This is a genomic window from Kribbella sp. NBC_01505, from assembly GCF_045040285.1.
Lineage (GTDB): Bacteria > Actinomycetota > Actinomycetes > Propionibacteriales > Kribbellaceae > Kribbella.
On record NZ_CP109425.1, the window covers coordinates 3,817,271 to 3,832,022 of the forward strand.

The window sequence follows — 14,752 nt, forward strand, 5'->3', positions numbered from 1 at the left end:
ATCGGGACAACGACGAGCGGTGGGAGTTTGTTCCGGTGGCTGGAAAAAAAGTGGTGGCGGCCGATCCGGCGCGCAGTCTGGCGCTGCTGTGGGGCAGTCACACCAAGCCCGGACGCTCCGGCCTGACCGTGCGCGCGATCGTCGATGCCGCGATCGAGCTCGCCGACGCCGACGGACTCGACGCCGTCTCGATGCGCGTGATCGCCGAGCGGCTCAAGGCCGGCACGATGACGCTCTACACGCATGTGCCCGGCAAGGCCGAGCTCACCGACCTGATGTTCGACCACGTGTACGGCGACCTGTACGCCGACGTGGACGAACCCGCGCGTCAGCCCGACTGGCGGTCCGCGCTGGAATTCGTCGCACACCGCAACTTCGACGTACTGGTCCGGCATCCGTGGATCCACGAGGTTGCGACGATCCGGACGGCGCTGGGTCCGAACATCACGCTGAAATACGAGGCCGAGCTACGTCCGTTGGACGGTCTCGGCCTGACCGACGTCGAGATGGACTCGGCCCTGACTCTCGTGCTCACCCATGTCGCGGGTACGGCGCGCGCCGGGGCCGAGCAACTCCGCACCCAACGCGACTCCGGCCTGTCGGACGAGGAGTGGTGGCGGCAGATCGCCCCAACCCTCACCCACGTCATGTCCGGCTCCAGCATCGCCTTTCCCACCGCGGGCCGAGTCGGCACCTCAGTAGGCGAACACTTCCAGTCCACCCTCGACGCAACCCACGTCCTATCGTTCGGGCTGGGCCGCATCCTTGACGGCATCGCCCTGCTGATCACCTCGCGCCCGCAGGACCACCAGGACAAGCCCGATCAGCGCTGACGCACCGCCCGCGATCAGATAACCGCGTGCGTCCGCAGCCGCGCTGACCCCGGCTTCACGGACGAGCAGGTCCTTGCCGTCCACGGCGTACTGGACCTGCAGTTGCGCACCCTTCGCGGGCACGTCGCCGAACTCCGTGGTTGTCGCGCGAACGACCTGCCCGTCCGGCAACGTGAGGTTGAGATCGAGCGAGGACTCACCTTTCACCGGATGCGTGACATCCACAACCGTCGCGATCGCCGTCGGTGCCCCGTCCAGCCGGTGATCGTCGTCGCGCATGACCCACGCCGCCCCGAACGCAAGCCCGCTCAGCACGAAGAAGAGCGCCGCCCAGCGCCTCATCGGCCCACCGCCACGATCGTCCAGGGGATCTCGCGCGGCGGGTTGGCGCGGAGGTGGTCGAGGGCGCGGAGCGCGTCGTCGTGGTCGGCGAGGAGGCCGTCGGGCGCCAGCGTGATGTCGAGGGCATGGCGTTCGGCCTCGTAGGGAAAGCAGTGCCACGAGTGGAAGGTGAAGTCGGACTCGAGGCCGACGAGCTCAAAGCCGAGGACCGTGGCGTCGAGTGGACGCTTCTGGTCGAGGAGGTGGAAGAACTCGTCGGCTCCGGGGTCGATCGCGGGGGACTTGCCGCGGCGCGACTTCGCGAGAGCGGGGTTGGCTGCCCACCAGTCCGCCCGGTCGGTCCGGAGGGTCTGGGCGAGCGACTCCTCGATACCTACCGCGAGCACGTCGGCGTCGACGCTGGTCGCTTTCACCGTTGCCTCGGCGGTTGTGCGGTCGACGAACCAATCGGCGTCCGGGGCTCGTGGCAGGTCTGGGAGCAGGCAGTGGCTGATCGTGCGCAGGGGCCGCGGAAGATCATCCGGCCCAAGCATCGTCGGGGTTGCGATCACGTAGCCCCCGACGATGTGCATCCCTCGAGTATCAGCTGTTCAAGAGATCTTCGAACGGCGTGGGGTTGGCGTAGGGGTCGGGCTTCACCGGGGTCTCGTGGTGGAGGGTGGCTACCAGTTCGGTGGCGGCTTGGGTGATTCGGGGGCGGAGGGTGGCGGCGTTGGGGCCCCAGTCGGTGGAGGCGGCGTAGACGCCGGTGGGGACGGGGAGAGCCTTGAGGTAGGCGAAGAGGGGGCGGAGGGCGTAGTCGAGGACCAGGGAGTGGCGCTCGGTGCCGCCGGTGGCGCCCAGGAGGACTGGTTTGCCGGCCAGGGCCTGGTCGTCGAGGACGTCGAAGAACATCTTGAACAGGCCGCTGTACGACGCGGAGAAGGTGGGCGAGACCACGATCAGCGCGTCGGCCGTGGTGACGGTGGTGAGGACCTTCTCGAGCTCGGCCGAGGGGAAGCCGGTGAGCAGGTTGTTGGTCAGGTCGTGCGCGTGGTCGCGGACCTCGATCACCTCGGTCCGCGACGTGATTCCGCGTGCTGCCAACTCGTCATGTACGGCGGCCGCCAGTTGGTCGGCGAGCAGCCGGGATGACGACGGGGTGGTGAGCCCGGCGGTCACCACCGCGATCACACGCTCGGTCATACCGACGGCTCCTCGATGGTCTCCAGGTCGCGGGCACGCTCGGCCGCGGTCTTCAACGAATCGTGCGTCGGCGCGTCCGGAACATGCGCAGGCTTCAGTGCCGCAAACTCCTTACGCAGCACGGGAACGACCTCTTCGCCGAGGATGTCCAGCTGCTCGAGCACGGTCTTCAACGGCAACCCGGCATGGTCCATCAGGAACAACTGCCGCTGGTAGTCACCGAAGTGCTCCCGGAACGTCAGCGTCCGCTCGATGACCTCCTGCGGACTCCCAACCGTCAAAGGCGTCTCGCGGGTGAAGTCCTCCAGCGAAGGCCCATGTCCGTACACCGGCGCGTTGTCGAAGTACGGCCGGAACTCGCGCACCGCGTCCTGCGAGTTCTTCCGCATGAAGATCTGCCCGCCGAGCCCGACGATCGCCTGGTCCGCGGCGCCGTGCCCGTAGTGCTCGAAGCGCCGCCGGTACAGGTCGATCATCTGCTTGGTGTGTGAGACCGGCCAGAAGATGTTGTTGTGGAAGAACCCGTCGCCGTAGTACGCCGCCTGCTCCGCGATCTCCGGTGACCGGATCGAACCGTGCCAGACGAACGGCGGGACGTCGTCGAGCGGCCGCGGGGTCGACGTGAACCCCTGCAACGGCGTACGGAACTTGCCCTCCCAGTCGACCACGTCCTCACGCCAGAGGCGGCGGAGCAGTGCGTAGTTCTCGACCGCGAGCGCGATGCCGTTGCGGATGTCCTGACCGAACCACGGGTACACCGGACCCGTATTTCCGCGGCCCATCATCAGATCCACGCGACCGCCGGCGAGGTGCTGCAGCATCGCGTAGTCCTCGGCGATCTTCACCGGGTCGTTCGTCGTGATCAGCGTGGTCGACGTCGACAGGATCAGCTTCGACGTCCGGGCGGCGATGAACCCGAGCATGGTCGTCGGCGACGAGGCCACGAACGGCGGGTTGTGGTGCTCCCCGGTCGCGAACACGTCCAGCCCGACCTCTTCGGCCTTCAGTGCGATCGCCACCATCGACTTGATCCGCTCGCCCTCACTGACCGTCCGGCCGGTGGTCGGATCCTCAGTCACGTCACTGACGCTGAACACCCCGAACTGCATCGGGTCCTCCTTCGGTTCGAGTAGTTCACTATTGAACTACCCATTCGCTGACAACGCCAGTCCGGCCCCCACGATTCCGGAACCGGCAGCCTCTTGTCAGCAGGGGTCCGCGTGATGAAACTAGGTCCCGCCACGTGAAACCTCACCGCCCGAGGAGTTCGCCCCATGTCTTCCCCTGCTCAGTTCACTCGTAGGCTCCTGCTCGGCTCCGCCGCCGCAACCCCGGCCGCCGCGCTGCTCACCTCCACCCCGGCCAACGCCGCGGCCGATCGCGGCCGCCCACCACGCGACCTCTCCAGCGAGCTGCTCGACGAGTGGAGCACCGCACCCGGCGCGCACCCGCTCATCCCCGATATCTCCCACGCCGGCTACCGCGGCGGCGAACGCCCGCGCCGCCCACGCACGGTCGCGAACGTCAAAGACTTCGGCGCCCGCCCCGGCGTCGACGCGGCCGCCGCCTTCACCGCCGCCCTCCGGTACGCCGGTGAGCGGGGTGGCGGGACAGTCGTCGTACCGGCTGGGACTTATCGCCTCGACTCGCCACTGTGGATCCACTGGTCGAACGTCGTACTGCGAGGTGCCGGGCAGAACCGGACCATCCTGCACTTCACCAAACCGCTCGAGGAGTCGTACCGGCCGAATCTCCAGCCCAGCCTGCAGAGTCGCTGGTCCTGGACCGGCGGGCAGATCTGGGTGATGCCGGCCGAACGCAAGGCCAAGTCCGAGGCCGAGGACTACGCCACCTCCGAAGGCTGGCTGCTCGGCGACACCCTGGCCTCGGTCGGTGCTGCTTCGCGTGGACAGCGGACGCTGCTCGTTGACTCGACCGAACACCTCGCGGCCGGCGACCTCGTCGTACTGGAGACAGACAACCCGCCAGACGCGGGCGTGCTCAAGCATCTGACCGGCGATGTGGCCGGCGCCTCGAACTACGACTGGCCGACGAAGGCTCCGCAACTGACTGCTGGCTCAGGCGGTCAGTACATCCAGTACGCGAGTCTGCAGTGGCCGGTCCGGATCGAGGCCGTGCTTGGTGAGCGGCTGGTGCGGTTGGCGCAGCCGCTGCGATACGACCTGCGGCCGAGCTGGCCGTCGCGGTTGCGCGAGATCGGTCCGACCGTGCACGACGTCGGCATCGAGGCTCTGACGATTCGCAACGAGCTGCGCCCGATGACGATCCACAACCGGCACCCAGGCTCGAACGGCCTGTGCTTCCAGGCGGTTCACGACTGCTGGGCCGACGATGTCCGGGTCGAGAACTGCGACCTCGGCTTCGGGTTCACCACCACGAAGGCGGTGACGTTGACGAACGTCGCCGTCGGCGGGCGCTCGGCCCACCACAGCTTCGCCTGCCGGATGCAATCGCACGACAACTTGGTCGACGGCTTCGAGATCGAGCAGTTCACCGTCCCGTTGCCGTCCGGTGCGCTGCATCACGGGCTGAACCTCGAAGGCCTCTCCGCGGGGAACGTCTGGCGTCGCGGCCAGATGGCCGAAGGCACCTTCGACACTCACCGCGCGATGCCGTTCGAGAATGTTCGGACCGACATCACCCTCGTCAACAACGGTCGAGTCGGCGGCTCCGCAGCCTCCGGCCCACTCTTCGGCGCCCGCATCGCGCACTGGAACGTCCGCATCACCGGGGGAAGCCCCTACGCGATCCACCTGGCCGACGTCGCTCCCCGCTCAGTCACCGTCGCCCTCCAAGGCCTCACCTCGGCCGGCAGCGGGTTGCCCCGAGACTTCCAGGGCGACCTGGAGAACGCGACCTACCTCCTAGGCGCGCCCGCCGCCGTACCGGACCTCTACGCCGCCCAAAGGAACTGCAGTTAGATTCCCGGGTGTTGGATGACGGGGGCGGCAGCGCGGGCCGCGATCTGCCAGTTCTGGCGGCGGAAGGCGAGGATGATGCCGGCGAGGGCTGCGCTGCTGAGTACGGCGGCGACGACGACCATGACGACGTCGCCGGTGAGTCCGCCGGTCACGACCAAGCCGAGGCCGACGACGATCGCGCCGACTGCCAGGGCGATCGCCATCGGCTTGCTCTGCCAGACCCACTGGCCGCCGCTCTCGACCTCGGCCAGCAGACCGTTCGCGAAGGTGGGCAGCTCGTCGTGCCACGGCGCCAGCTCGAGGATCCGCGTGGCTGCTTCCCGGCACATCGCGCGCTGCTGCTCGCTGGCGATCACCCGCACGTCATAGATGGTGATCGCGAGCGAGGCCTCGGTCATCCTGCGGATCGCCCAAGCCATCTCGACCCGCAGGTCGTTGTTGCCCGGCTGGGCGAGCAGCGCTTGATGCAGCCGCTCGACCGCGGCGGCGGGGGGTTCGTCGGGGTGCGAGGTCACTGGTCACGTCCTGCCTGGTCGGCCGGCATCACGGCGCGGCCGCGTCGTGAGCGGTCTGATAGATCTCTTGCATGGTCGGCCAGTTCTTGGCCAGCGCGGAGGCGTAGATGACGTAGTCGTTCTGACCGGCACGCCAGTACACCGAATCCACGTGCTTGCGGCCGTCGGCGGTGTCGAACTCGAACGTCCAGTTGACCGCTTCGTGTTCACGCCAGGTGTTCGGCTGCAGGGTGATCAGCTTGTAGCCCGGGTACTGCGTGCTGAAGTTCCGCTCGGCGTTCCGCATCACGTCGATGAGCGGCTGGGCCGGTGACGGCGAACCGCCGTACCGCAGGAAGCTGGTCGGCTGCGCCGGGTCGGTCGCCTGGGCGTCGGTCTTGCCGGACCGCACCTTCCCCGTCCAGCCACTCGGGATCTTGGTGCCGATACCGCCCGGGCCGAACGCGTCCTTGTACGGCGAAGTCGGGGTCGGAGAGCTCGTCGGGGTGGCCGACGGTGTGGTTGACGGCGTCTCGCTCGGGCCAGGGGTGGACGAGGTCGACGAGGTCGGCGTGGTCGGCGACGGCGTCGGTACGGCGGTGTTCGCCGAACCGCTCGGCGCCCGCACCAGGAGCAGACCGGTGCCGACCAGCGCGCACACCACGAGATTCGTGGTGAACGCGATGATCGCCACCTTGCGGGTGGTCGCTTGGCTCATCATGACTCCGGCTGGAACTTGACCTGGCCCTGGTCGACGGTGAGCCGGCCCGTCACCGTGAACGTCGGCGACTCGTTCACGGGGTAGCCGCCGTACCCGGTGCCGGTGACGGTCGCCTTGCCGCTGCTCTTGGTCTCGACGACGACCGCGCCGTCGTCGGCGATCCGCAGCTCGATCGTCGGGAGGGTGTCGATCTTCCAGACTGCCTTGGTGATCTCGGTCCTGAACGGGCAGGTCTCCACGTTCTTGGCGGCGCACCCGTTCAGGTAGTCCTTCACCTGGGTCTCCGCCGCGGCTTGGGCGGAGGCCTTGATCTTCGGCTCCAGGAGCGCCTCGTTCGCACCGAACCCGGCGTCGATCGTGAGCGGAGCGCTCTCCAGCAGCTGGTTCTCCACGACGCTCACGACATACCGGCCTGGGAAGACATTGAGCTGGCGCGACTCCTTGGCATCGTCCGGCAGCGGTTTCCCATTGATCTGTACGTCGACCGGGGCCGCCGTACTGATCTGGATCGACGGGGTGTCGCCGTTGATGCCCCAGCCGCGGAACAGTCCGAGGGTCAGTTCGTCCTTGTGGTGCAAGGGAATCGAGCCGCTCACCTGCTTGTCGCCGATGAAGAAGCTGACCTTCGCGGTCTTGGCGTCGTCGCCCTCGATCTTGTCGATCTTGAGCTTGGTCGGCGGCACGTACTGGTCCGACTTCACGATGTCGGCGGTCGACGTGCTGCTGTCCTTGATGTACGACGACGCCTTCGTGACATCGCGGTCTTCGAGCGCGGCGAAGTATCCCTCGACCGTCGACTCCGGGGTCAGCCAGATCCGCTGGACGACGTAGGTCGCGGCGGACAGCACCACGACCACCGCCACCACCACCGCGACGATCGCCTTGGCCCGCGGCGACGCTTGCCACGGCTCGACGAACGGACTGACCTGCTTGGTCTGCGACATCATGCCTCCTCAGTACGACGTGCTTCGGCGAGGAACGCGTCGCGCTTCGCCATTCGCGCGGCCATGATCTGCCCGTGGTGTGCCACCGGCGGCTCGTGCCGGCAGGTCGCCAGCTCGCGCCAGGCCGTGGCGGATCGCCGGATCTCGTTGTGCCAGCGCACTCCGTCGATCGGATTCACGGCGGCCGACATCACCCAGCGATGCCAGTACCAGTACATGGTCAGCTCGGTCCGGAGCCCGACATGCGCCGGCCAGCACGGCGGCAACATCACCCACGGCGCGTAAGCCTCCTCGAGCCAGTCGACCCACCGGGCCAACTCGTCCCAGGACCGCTCCCGGTCCGCCGGCTCCTTCTCGTCCCAAACCCACGGTGGCTTAGGCATGCTCACTCCCTACCCCTGTCGTCACCGGCCGAGCTCTCCTCATACGAGTAGTCGCCCCCGCCCTCGTACTCCCCGTCGCCACCAGAACTCTCCATCGAGTCAGCCACCCGAGCATCATCCGAAGCCGCCTGCTCCTCATACCCACCCTCGGACTCGCTCTCGGTCTCCGCCTCGGGCTCAGGTTCGGGCTCGGGCTCGGGCTCGGGCTCGGGCTCAGGTTCCGGTTCGGGCTCGGGCTCAGGTTCGGGCTCAGGTTCCGGCTCGGGTTCTGCGTCTGCTTCCGCGTCGGGCTCGGCCTGCGCCTCGGCCTCGGCATCCGCCCGGGACGCCTCGTCCGCGTCGGCACCAGCGTCAGCCTCATCCTCGCGAGCGGTCTCTTGCTCACTCTCGGCCTCGTCCTCGCGTCCCGGCTCCTGCCCGGCCTCGGTCTGATCCTCACGATCCCGCTCCTGCCCGGCGTCCTCGTCGCGCTCCGAGTCACCCCCGGCCTCAACCTCGTCCTGCCGCTCCTCCTGCTGCCGATTCTCGCCCTCGCGCTCCTGCTCTTGCTGGGTGTCGGCTTGGTCGTCGCGTTCCTGGTCCTGTTCGGAGTCGGCCTGCTCGTCGCGTTCTTGCTCGGAGTCGGCCTCGTCCTCGCGCTCCTGCTCGGATTCCTGCTGCTGCTCGGATTCCGACTCGGATTCGGGGTTGGTTAGGTCTGGTTGATCAGGGTTGTCCCCGGGGTTATCGCTGTCGCGTCCTCGCGATGGATCCTGAGGGTCACCTTGTTCGTCCCCACGGTCGCCGGGGTCTGGAACTCCACTCCCAGGATCCGCACCGGCAGGTTCGTCTCCTCGGTCACCAGCGTCATCCCGGTCCGGATCACCCCGGTCTCCAGCATCCCCGGCACCAGGATCCCGTCCCTGTTCGGCAGGTCGAACGTGGTCTCCACCGTGAACCTGATCGCTGTCATGTTCCCTCAGCCTCTCCAGTGCGGGTGCTTCACTCGCGTACGCCTCGGTTTCGAGGTCCTTGACCTTCTCCGTGTCGAGCTCCGCGCCCTCTCCGGCGCGGAGCTGCTCGACGTGCTTCTTCTCGTGGGCCAGTGTCGCCACCAGCGTCTCCCGGTCCGCGAAGCTCGCCGGTCCGAGCCGAATCTCGTCGCCGCCCCGCTCAACCGGCGTGTACGCGTACGCCTGCTGATAATCCAGGTAGCGGATCTCGTCAGGCTGGTCGACGATCAGTACGTCGACACCCTCCAGGTCGACGCCGCCCGCAGCCGCCGCCTCGTCCACGGTCTCCTGCGTCCGCGGCAGCCCGTCCCCGCGGTTCGCGAGGTCCTGGTTGGTCCGGTCGCCGTACCGCGAGAACAACTGGTGATCATGCGCGTGCGGATACAACTCGTCCGGCCCCGACGCCTCCGGATCCAGATCCGCCTTCTTCTGGAACTCGGCGTACTCCTCCGGGCGGTAGACGACGAGCTCTCCACCCGCACTCTTGGCCGCGATCGAGCGCTCCACACCACTGTTGGTGTCGAACAGCTCGGCCCGATCCGCCCGCGCCGCATAGCTCTCGAATCCCTGGCTGAATCCCTTGTGTGCCTCAAGTTGCGAGCTCACCGGGACATACCGCCCCGTCCGCCCGGCACGATCCGCATTACGCCGTACGGCGACCGCGGGGTCGACGGTGACGCCGTACAGGCGCACCTCGTAGCCGGCGTCCTTGGCCCGGTCGATCAGCGCCCGACCCTTGGCCGGGTTGCCCATCGTCACGTCGTACGCGATGTTCCGGCGGCCGTCCATCGCCGCACCGAGCACCCGCTTCGAGACCGCGCTGCTCTCCTCGTGCACGGTCGCCGCGGCGCGGCTGTCGCCGGCCTTGATGATCTGCCCGTACTCGGGGAAGCTCTCCTTGATCTCGTCCGGGTCGAGGTTCACCACGTTGTCGGTGGCGATCTCCCCGCGCGCGATCAATGCGCTCTTGACGCCGCCCTTGCCCGACGCGCCGCCGCCGCCCATCAGGTACATGACCGGCTTGCGGTCGGTGACCGGGCTCGTCCCGGCGAGGTGGCTGTCGACGATCCCTTGCCGGAGTTCCTCGCGTTCGGGGCTCTGGTTGCTGTCGGTGGGCGTCAGCAGCGGGTCGTCGTCCGGCAGCGTTCTGGGGAAGGCAGGCATGCCCCACCCGTTGAGCGGCTCAGGCATCGCCGGCCTCTTCCGCCGCGCGGACGACCGGGATCAGGCGTCGGTGTCGGAGTCGGGGACCGGGAACCGCGGACCGTCGCCGAACAGCCGCCGCCCCTTCTCCTCTTCCTCTTCCTGCTGCTTGCGGATGATCTCGGCCGTCTCCTCCGCGCTGATGTCGTGCGTGCGGGCCCACTCCGCGGCCTCTTCGGGAGTCGCTACCCGCGGCTTGGGGGTCTCCGGTTCGGACATGGGGGCTCCTTGTGGGATCAGGCGCGGTCATTGGTGAAGCCTTTGAGCTGGGCGAACTCGGGGATGGCGCCGGCGGGGCGGGACTCCACCTGGAACGGCGGGTCGCTGCGCCAGAACAGCCAGGCATGGAACGGCGGGAGCATCTGGATCGCGTTGATCGGCAGGGCCGGTCGGTAGATGGTGCCGATGGTCGTGTTCTGGCTGGTGATGGCACCGCCGACGCCGACACCGCCGTGCATCTGCGGAACGCCTTGCGGGCCGAGCTGGGTGCTGGTGTTGGACTGGCGTTCTTCGCCGGCCCACGAGGAGATGTTGTGCAGGTCCTCGCCGTTCGACATCCCGCCGAAGATCAGCTTGGCAGTAGTGGCGGCAAGGATCGCGGCCTGCTGCTCGATACCGTACCGATTCCTCAACTGGGCAAGGGATTGCGTGGCCCAGAGCGTGATGATGCCGCGGCCGCCGCCCTCGCTGACCAGCGACGGGAGACTCTGCAGCGGTGCGATGTTGGCGATCTCGTCGAGGGCCAGCAGCAGCGGCGGATCCAGCCGGCCACCGCGGGCCGCGGCGAGCTCGGAGGCTCGTTGGGCAATGCTGTCGACCAGGCCCGCCATCAGCGGCGCGATCGCCTGCTGCTGGTGCGACGGGCCGATGATGAACAGCGACGACCTGCTCTCCAGGAACTCGTCGATGTCCAGGTCGTTCGCCGAACACGACGCCAGTACGGTCGGTTCGGACGTTGCCTCCAACGTGTTCCGGGCCACCGAGTAGAAGCTGCCGCGTTCCCGGTCGCCGAGGAGCTTGACCGCGTCCAGATCGTCGGCCCACATCGCGCCGGGGCTCGACGACAGGCGCAGGATCGCGGTTGGGTCCCGCGTCTCCTGTGCCGTCAGCCAACGCCGTACGACGGAGATCGGCAAACCCTCCAGCGCCGCCGCATGGAAGTACGCGCGCAGGATCGCCGCGGCACCGCCTCGCCAGTGGTCGCCGTCCGAAACCCCTTGCCCCGCAACGGCTGTCATCGCGGCGACGCGGCGGTAACAGACCGACGGGTTCTCGCAGTCGGCCAACGGCGACCAGCGCATCGACAACTCGGGGAACTCGCTGCCGAACGGGTCGTACACCCGCACAGTCCCCCCGTACGGCGCTGCCAGCGCCCGCCGGCGGTTTCCGGTGAAACCGAGGATGTCGCCGCGGGTCGACGTACAGACGACCGGACCCTCCCACCACATCACGGACGGGATGATCAGGCCGGAGGTCTTGCCGTAGCGCGGCGGACCGACGATGCCGACGGAGTCCTCGGGGGCACTCCAGCACCGCTTGTAGCCGCCCCGGGCGTCCCAGCCGAGGAACACCTGACGGCGTGGCTCGAGACTGAAGGGCGGGATCTGCGGCCAGGAGTCGCTCATCAGTCCCTCGCCAGCGAACCGGTGATGATCACCGGGGTCGGCATGTCCGGGTTCTCGGGATCCGGCAGCGGGTACTCCACGCCCGGCTCCTCGACGCGCTCCAGCCGGCTCTCCGGGGCCGGGTGGGTGGCCAGGATCGACATGTCCCAACCGTTACGGGCGCCGTCGAAGGTCTCCCGGAACCTCATCAGGACCGTGCGGATCCCGTCCCGGTGCCCGGCCACCACAGCGCCCTGGTCGGCCCGGTACTCGGCGTCGCGGCCACCTGCGGCCCGCAGCGGATTCACGAAGTACCGGATGCTGACCATGATCGGCCAGAACGCCATCCAGAGCACGAAGAAGATGGTCCCGCGAGTGATCCGCAGCAGGAAGGAGCAGACGGTGTAGGCGATGTAGAGCGGGAGCGCGACGCCGCGGATGAAGTAGTTCGAGACGCAGTCCGCGTTCCGCCAGTGGGTCAGCTCGTGGCAGAGGACGGCGGCGATCGGCTCGGTCTCGTACTCGAAGGCGTCCAGGAAGCCGCGGTACAGGACGATGTGCCGGCTGTAGGCCATCGCGTTGGGCATGCGGTCGTCGGAGATCATCAGCTTCGGTGTCGAGGCCAGTCCCATCCGGCGGGCGCAGTCCTCGATGATCGGCTCGAGCAGGGCCCGCTCACGCCGGCTGGGCTCGCGCCCACCTTCGAAGATGTTGATCCGCCAGCGCTCGACGGCAATGGCGTAGAACGTGTAGAGGACTCCGCAGAGCGCGGCGACCACGAGCTGGGCGAGGAAGCGGCCGATGCCTTCGATCGGGCTGGAGGCCGCGAGGAAGAACCAGGGCAGCGCCAGGCCCAGCACGAAACCACCGATCGCGCCGGCGGCGATGCCGAGCAGCATGCCGATGATTCCGCCGCCCTGCAGGAGCGCGCTGCTGAGCAGACCGTCGAGCAGCGGGATGTCGTGGGCCCAGGAGTCGGCCTGGCCGCTCCCGGTGAACGCGCCGCCGACGTACCCACCGATGCCTCCGACAACCATCCCGACGCCGCCGAGCAGCACGGCGATCGGCAGGTTGAACCAGCTCGCGAGCAGAGCGCCGATCAGGCCGCGCGGATTGCGCAGCATGCCGGTGACCAGCCAGACGAAGACGCTGCGGTAGCCGGGCGGCCGGGTGAAGAGCTGCCGGAACTTCGCGCCGATCGACCGCCGCGGGGCCGGGCCGGGGACCTGCGCGCTGGAGACGGGCGCGGGCCAGGACTCCGGTGAGCTGGTCGGCGGGCCTGGGGCCTCCAGGAACGGCGCCGTCGTCGGCGGTGGGTAGGCAGGCGGTACTTGCGGCGCCTGCTGCGCGGAACCAGCGCCGCAGTGTGGACAACTTTGGCTGGCCGGATCGCGCTGATTTCCGCAGCGGACGCAGATCCCCACTTGATCCTCCCGAGAGTCGACCCACCGAGGCTAGTGGTTGCAATGGGTGACGGGAGGGTTTGCGGGGTTCTGCGGCCAACATTGCATCTTGTTGCAATCGAGCCGTGCGTCAGGCGGCGTCCAGAGCCGCGATCTGGTCGGGGGTGAGGGTGAGCTCGATGGCCGAGTAGGAGTCGCGGATGGTCTCCGGGCGGCTGGAGCCGGGGATCGGGATGACGACCGGGGACTTGGCGAGCATCCAGGCCAGGGTCAGCTTCTGGGGGCTTACTCCGAGGTCGGCGGCCAGGGTGTGGAAGGCGGGGTGGTTGTCACCGAGGTCGCCGGCGTTCGAGATGCCGCCGAGCGGTGACCACGGCAGGAAGGCGATGCCGAGCTCGTCGCAGAGCTCCAGCTCGGGCTCGCTGGAGCGGAACTTGGGCGAGAACTGGTTCTGCACCGAGACCAGGCGGCCGCCGAGGATGTCGTTGGACAGGCGGATCTGCTCGGGGTTGGCGTTCGAGATGCCGGCCTGACGGATCTTGCCGGCGTCGAGCAGGTCGCGGATGGCGCCGACCGAGTCCTCGTACGGCGTCTTCGGGTCGGGGCGGTGGAACTGGTAGAGCCCGATCGCCTCGACGCCGAGCCGCTTCAGCGAGCCTTCGACCGCCTGCTTCAGGTACGCCGGGGAACCGTCCAGGGTCCAGCTGCCGTCGCCGGGGCGGAGGTGACCGCCCTTGGTGGCGACCAGGACGTCCGAGGTGTCGCCGCCGTACGACGAGAGCGCCTTCGCGATCAGGGTTTCGTTGTGACCGACGTCGGTCGCGGTCAGGTGGTACGCGTCGGCGGTGTCGATCAGCGTGATGCCGGCGTCGAGGGCGGCGTGGATGGTCGCGATCGACCGGGCCTCGTCGGGGCGGCCCTCGATCGACATCGGCATTCCGCCGAGCCCGATCGGGCTGACCTGGACATCACCGATCGTGCGGGTGGGGTTCGTCATACCTTCCAAGTTCCCGCACCTGAACCTGTAACTCCAACAGGAATGTTCGAAGGGATTGACCAGTCCTGGTCATGAATCAACCGCGGCGACCGCGTCCAGGGCGGCATGCAGGTACGGAATCAGGCATTCGACGTCGTCGGGATCGTTCAGGGCGGCCGTGCCGAGGACGGTGCGGTTGAGCAGCATGCCGGCGCAGATCGCGATCAGAAGTGCGGCGCGTCCGGTGCGGTGCGGGCCGGGGAGGCCGGCGGCCAACCGGGCCTGGTAGTTGCGTTCGACGCTGGTCCGCATGATCTCCGCGGCGCGCGGGTTGGCGACCGAGCGCAGCGTGAGCAGCAGGCCGTCGGTCGCGTGCGGGTCGTCACCGGACAGCAGCGCCCGCGCGGCTTCGCCGTTCAGGTCCGAGGTCATCATGATCGACTTCTCGAAGGCGGTCTCGACGACCTCGGTGAACAGGCCTTCCTTCGAGCCGAAGTACTTACCGATCAGGCGCGGGTCCACCTCGGCGGCCCGGGCGATCTCGCGGACCCCGGCGCCGTCGTACCCACGCTCGGTGAAGGCTGCCTGGGCGGCGCGCAGGATCGTGGCCCTGGTGGCGGTGGCATCCCGGCGGCGGGCCGGCTGATCGGCGCTCATGCCGACAGCCTACGCGGAAAGTCCTCAGGCGTGGACCTTGCAAGTCCGCAGTTGTGGACTTACTGTTGTCCAC

General features: G+C 68.3%; 16 protein-coding genes. 2 read left to right on the forward strand and 14 right to left on the reverse strand.

Going from position 1 to position 14,752, the window contains the following annotated elements; genetic code table 11:
• Positions 1 to 35: 35 nt before the first annotated feature.
• The gene (locus tag OG474_RS18125; protein WP_405063494.1) at positions 36 to 833 is read left to right on the forward strand and encodes a TetR/AcrR family transcriptional regulator; all 798 of its coding nucleotides are present in this window, start codon (positions 36 to 38) and stop codon (positions 831 to 833) included.
• On the opposite strand, the gene OG474_RS18130 is transcribed toward OG474_RS18125, so the two are convergent.
• The 4 genes from OG474_RS18130 to OG474_RS18145 are packed head-to-tail and all read right to left on the reverse strand — an operon-like array spanning position 741 to position 3,469.
• Positions 741 to 1,175 (reverse strand): hypothetical protein, encoded by a 435-nt coding sequence (locus tag OG474_RS18130; RefSeq protein WP_405063495.1) that lies wholly within the window; start codon positions 1,173 to 1,175, stop codon positions 741 to 743. The two genes, OG474_RS18125 and OG474_RS18130, sit on opposite strands and share 93 nt — an antisense overlap.
• Positions 1,172 to 1,747: a hypothetical protein gene (locus OG474_RS18135; protein ID WP_405063496.1), complete on the reverse strand. Its 576-nt coding sequence runs from the start codon at positions 1,745 to 1,747 to the stop codon at positions 1,172 to 1,174. The genes OG474_RS18130 and OG474_RS18135 overlap by 4 nt, the downstream gene beginning before the upstream one ends.
• A gap of 10 nt (positions 1,748 to 1,757) precedes the next feature.
• Positions 1,758 to 2,360, reverse strand: a complete 603-nt coding sequence (locus OG474_RS18140; RefSeq protein ID WP_405063497.1) for an FMN reductase — start codon at positions 2,358 to 2,360, stop codon at positions 1,758 to 1,760.
• Positions 2,357 to 3,469, reverse strand: coding sequence for an LLM class flavin-dependent oxidoreductase (locus OG474_RS18145; protein WP_405063498.1), 1,113 nt, complete (start codon positions 3,467 to 3,469; stop codon positions 2,357 to 2,359). Before OG474_RS18145 ends, OG474_RS18140 begins: the two co-directional genes overlap by 4 nt.
• A gap of 165 nt (positions 3,470 to 3,634) precedes the next feature.
• Here OG474_RS18145 and OG474_RS18150 point away from each other — a divergent pair, with 165 nt between their 5' ends.
• Complete coding sequence (locus OG474_RS18150) at positions 3,635 to 5,302, forward strand: glycosyl hydrolase family 28-related protein (RefSeq protein ID WP_405063499.1); 1,668 nt, start codon at positions 3,635 to 3,637, stop codon at positions 5,300 to 5,302.
• Here the strand turns inward: OG474_RS18150 and OG474_RS18155 are convergent.
• From OG474_RS18155 to OG474_RS18200, 10 genes are all read right to left on the reverse strand, one after another.
• A complete protein-coding gene (locus OG474_RS18155) occupies positions 5,299 to 5,817 on the reverse strand; it encodes a hypothetical protein (protein ID WP_405063500.1) in 519 nt (172 codons plus the stop codon). The genes OG474_RS18150 and OG474_RS18155 overlap by 4 nt on opposite strands.
• 28 nt (positions 5,818 to 5,845) lie before the next feature.
• Complete coding sequence (locus tag OG474_RS18160; protein WP_405063501.1) at positions 5,846 to 6,514, reverse strand: hypothetical protein; 669 nt, start codon at positions 6,512 to 6,514, stop codon at positions 5,846 to 5,848.
• Complete coding sequence (locus tag OG474_RS18165; RefSeq protein WP_405063502.1) at positions 6,514 to 7,461, reverse strand: hypothetical protein; 948 nt, start codon at positions 7,459 to 7,461, stop codon at positions 6,514 to 6,516. The genes OG474_RS18160 and OG474_RS18165 overlap by 1 nt, the downstream gene beginning before the upstream one ends.
• A complete protein-coding gene (locus tag OG474_RS18170) occupies positions 7,461 to 7,844 on the reverse strand; it encodes a hypothetical protein (RefSeq protein WP_405063503.1) in 384 nt (127 codons plus the stop codon). The genes OG474_RS18165 and OG474_RS18170 overlap by 1 nt, the downstream gene beginning before the upstream one ends.
• 2 nt (positions 7,845 to 7,846) lie before the next feature.
• Positions 7,847 to 10,027: a zeta toxin family protein gene (locus OG474_RS18175; RefSeq protein WP_405063504.1), complete on the reverse strand. Its 2,181-nt coding sequence runs from the start codon at positions 10,025 to 10,027 to the stop codon at positions 7,847 to 7,849.
• 33 nt (positions 10,028 to 10,060) lie between these two features.
• Positions 10,061 to 10,258 (reverse strand): hypothetical protein, encoded by a 198-nt coding sequence (locus OG474_RS18180; protein WP_405063505.1) that lies wholly within the window; start codon positions 10,256 to 10,258, stop codon positions 10,061 to 10,063.
• Between the two features lie 17 nt (positions 10,259 to 10,275).
• Complete coding sequence (locus tag OG474_RS18185) at positions 10,276 to 11,664, reverse strand: type IV secretory system conjugative DNA transfer family protein (RefSeq protein WP_405063506.1); 1,389 nt, start codon at positions 11,662 to 11,664, stop codon at positions 10,276 to 10,278.
• Positions 11,664 to 13,067, reverse strand: a complete 1,404-nt coding sequence (locus OG474_RS18190; RefSeq protein ID WP_405063507.1) for a M48 family metalloprotease — start codon at positions 13,065 to 13,067, stop codon at positions 11,664 to 11,666. Before OG474_RS18190 ends, OG474_RS18185 begins: the two co-directional genes overlap by 1 nt.
• A gap of 109 nt (positions 13,068 to 13,176) precedes the next feature.
• Positions 13,177 to 14,043, reverse strand: a complete 867-nt coding sequence (locus tag OG474_RS18195; protein WP_405063508.1) for an aldo/keto reductase — start codon at positions 14,041 to 14,043, stop codon at positions 13,177 to 13,179.
• Between the two features lie 69 nt (positions 14,044 to 14,112).
• Complete coding sequence (locus tag OG474_RS18200; RefSeq protein WP_405063509.1) at positions 14,113 to 14,679, reverse strand: TetR/AcrR family transcriptional regulator; 567 nt, start codon at positions 14,677 to 14,679, stop codon at positions 14,113 to 14,115.
• Positions 14,680 to 14,752 lie beyond the last annotated feature (73 nt).

What these genes read in the sequence shown, in the direction of transcription:
- OG474_RS18135 (WP_405063496.1), bottom strand. Translation starts at nt 1,747, where the DNA reads ATGCACATCGTCGGGGGCTACGTGATCGCAACCCCGACGATGCTTGGG.
- OG474_RS18185 (WP_405063506.1), bottom strand. Translation starts at nt 11,664, where the DNA reads ATGAGCGACTCCTGGCCGCAGATCCCGCCCTTCAGTCTCGAGCCACGC.
- OG474_RS18140 (WP_405063497.1), bottom strand. Translation starts at nt 2,360, where the DNA reads ATGACCGAGCGTGTGATCGCGGTGGTGACCGCCGGGCTCACCACCCCG.
- OG474_RS18165 (WP_405063502.1), bottom strand. Translation starts at nt 7,461, where the DNA reads ATGTCGCAGACCAAGCAGGTCAGTCCGTTCGTCGAGCCGTGGCAAGCG.
- OG474_RS18150 (WP_405063499.1), top strand. Translation starts at nt 3,635, where the DNA reads ATGTCTTCCCCTGCTCAGTTCACTCGTAGGCTCCTGCTCGGCTCCGCC.
- OG474_RS18195 (WP_405063508.1), bottom strand. Translation starts at nt 14,043, where the DNA reads ATGACGAACCCCACCCGCACGATCGGTGATGTCCAGGTCAGCCCGATC.
- OG474_RS18170 (WP_405063503.1), bottom strand. Translation starts at nt 7,844, where the DNA reads ATGCCTAAGCCACCGTGGGTTTGGGACGAGAAGGAGCCGGCGGACCGG.
- OG474_RS18160 (WP_405063501.1), bottom strand. Translation starts at nt 6,514, where the DNA reads ATGAGCCAAGCGACCACCCGCAAGGTGGCGATCATCGCGTTCACCACG.
- OG474_RS18175 (WP_405063504.1), bottom strand. Translation starts at nt 10,027, where the DNA reads ATGCCTGAGCCGCTCAACGGGTGGGGCATGCCTGCCTTCCCCAGAACG.
- OG474_RS18200 (WP_405063509.1), bottom strand. Translation starts at nt 14,679, where the DNA reads ATGAGCGCCGATCAGCCGGCCCGCCGCCGGGATGCCACCGCCACCAGG.
- OG474_RS18145 (WP_405063498.1), bottom strand. Translation starts at nt 3,469, where the DNA reads ATGCAGTTCGGGGTGTTCAGCGTCAGTGACGTGACTGAGGATCCGACC.
- OG474_RS18180 (WP_405063505.1), bottom strand. Translation starts at nt 10,258, where the DNA reads ATGTCCGAACCGGAGACCCCCAAGCCGCGGGTAGCGACTCCCGAAGAG.
- OG474_RS18130 (WP_405063495.1), bottom strand. Translation starts at nt 1,175, where the DNA reads ATGAGGCGCTGGGCGGCGCTCTTCTTCGTGCTGAGCGGGCTTGCGTTC.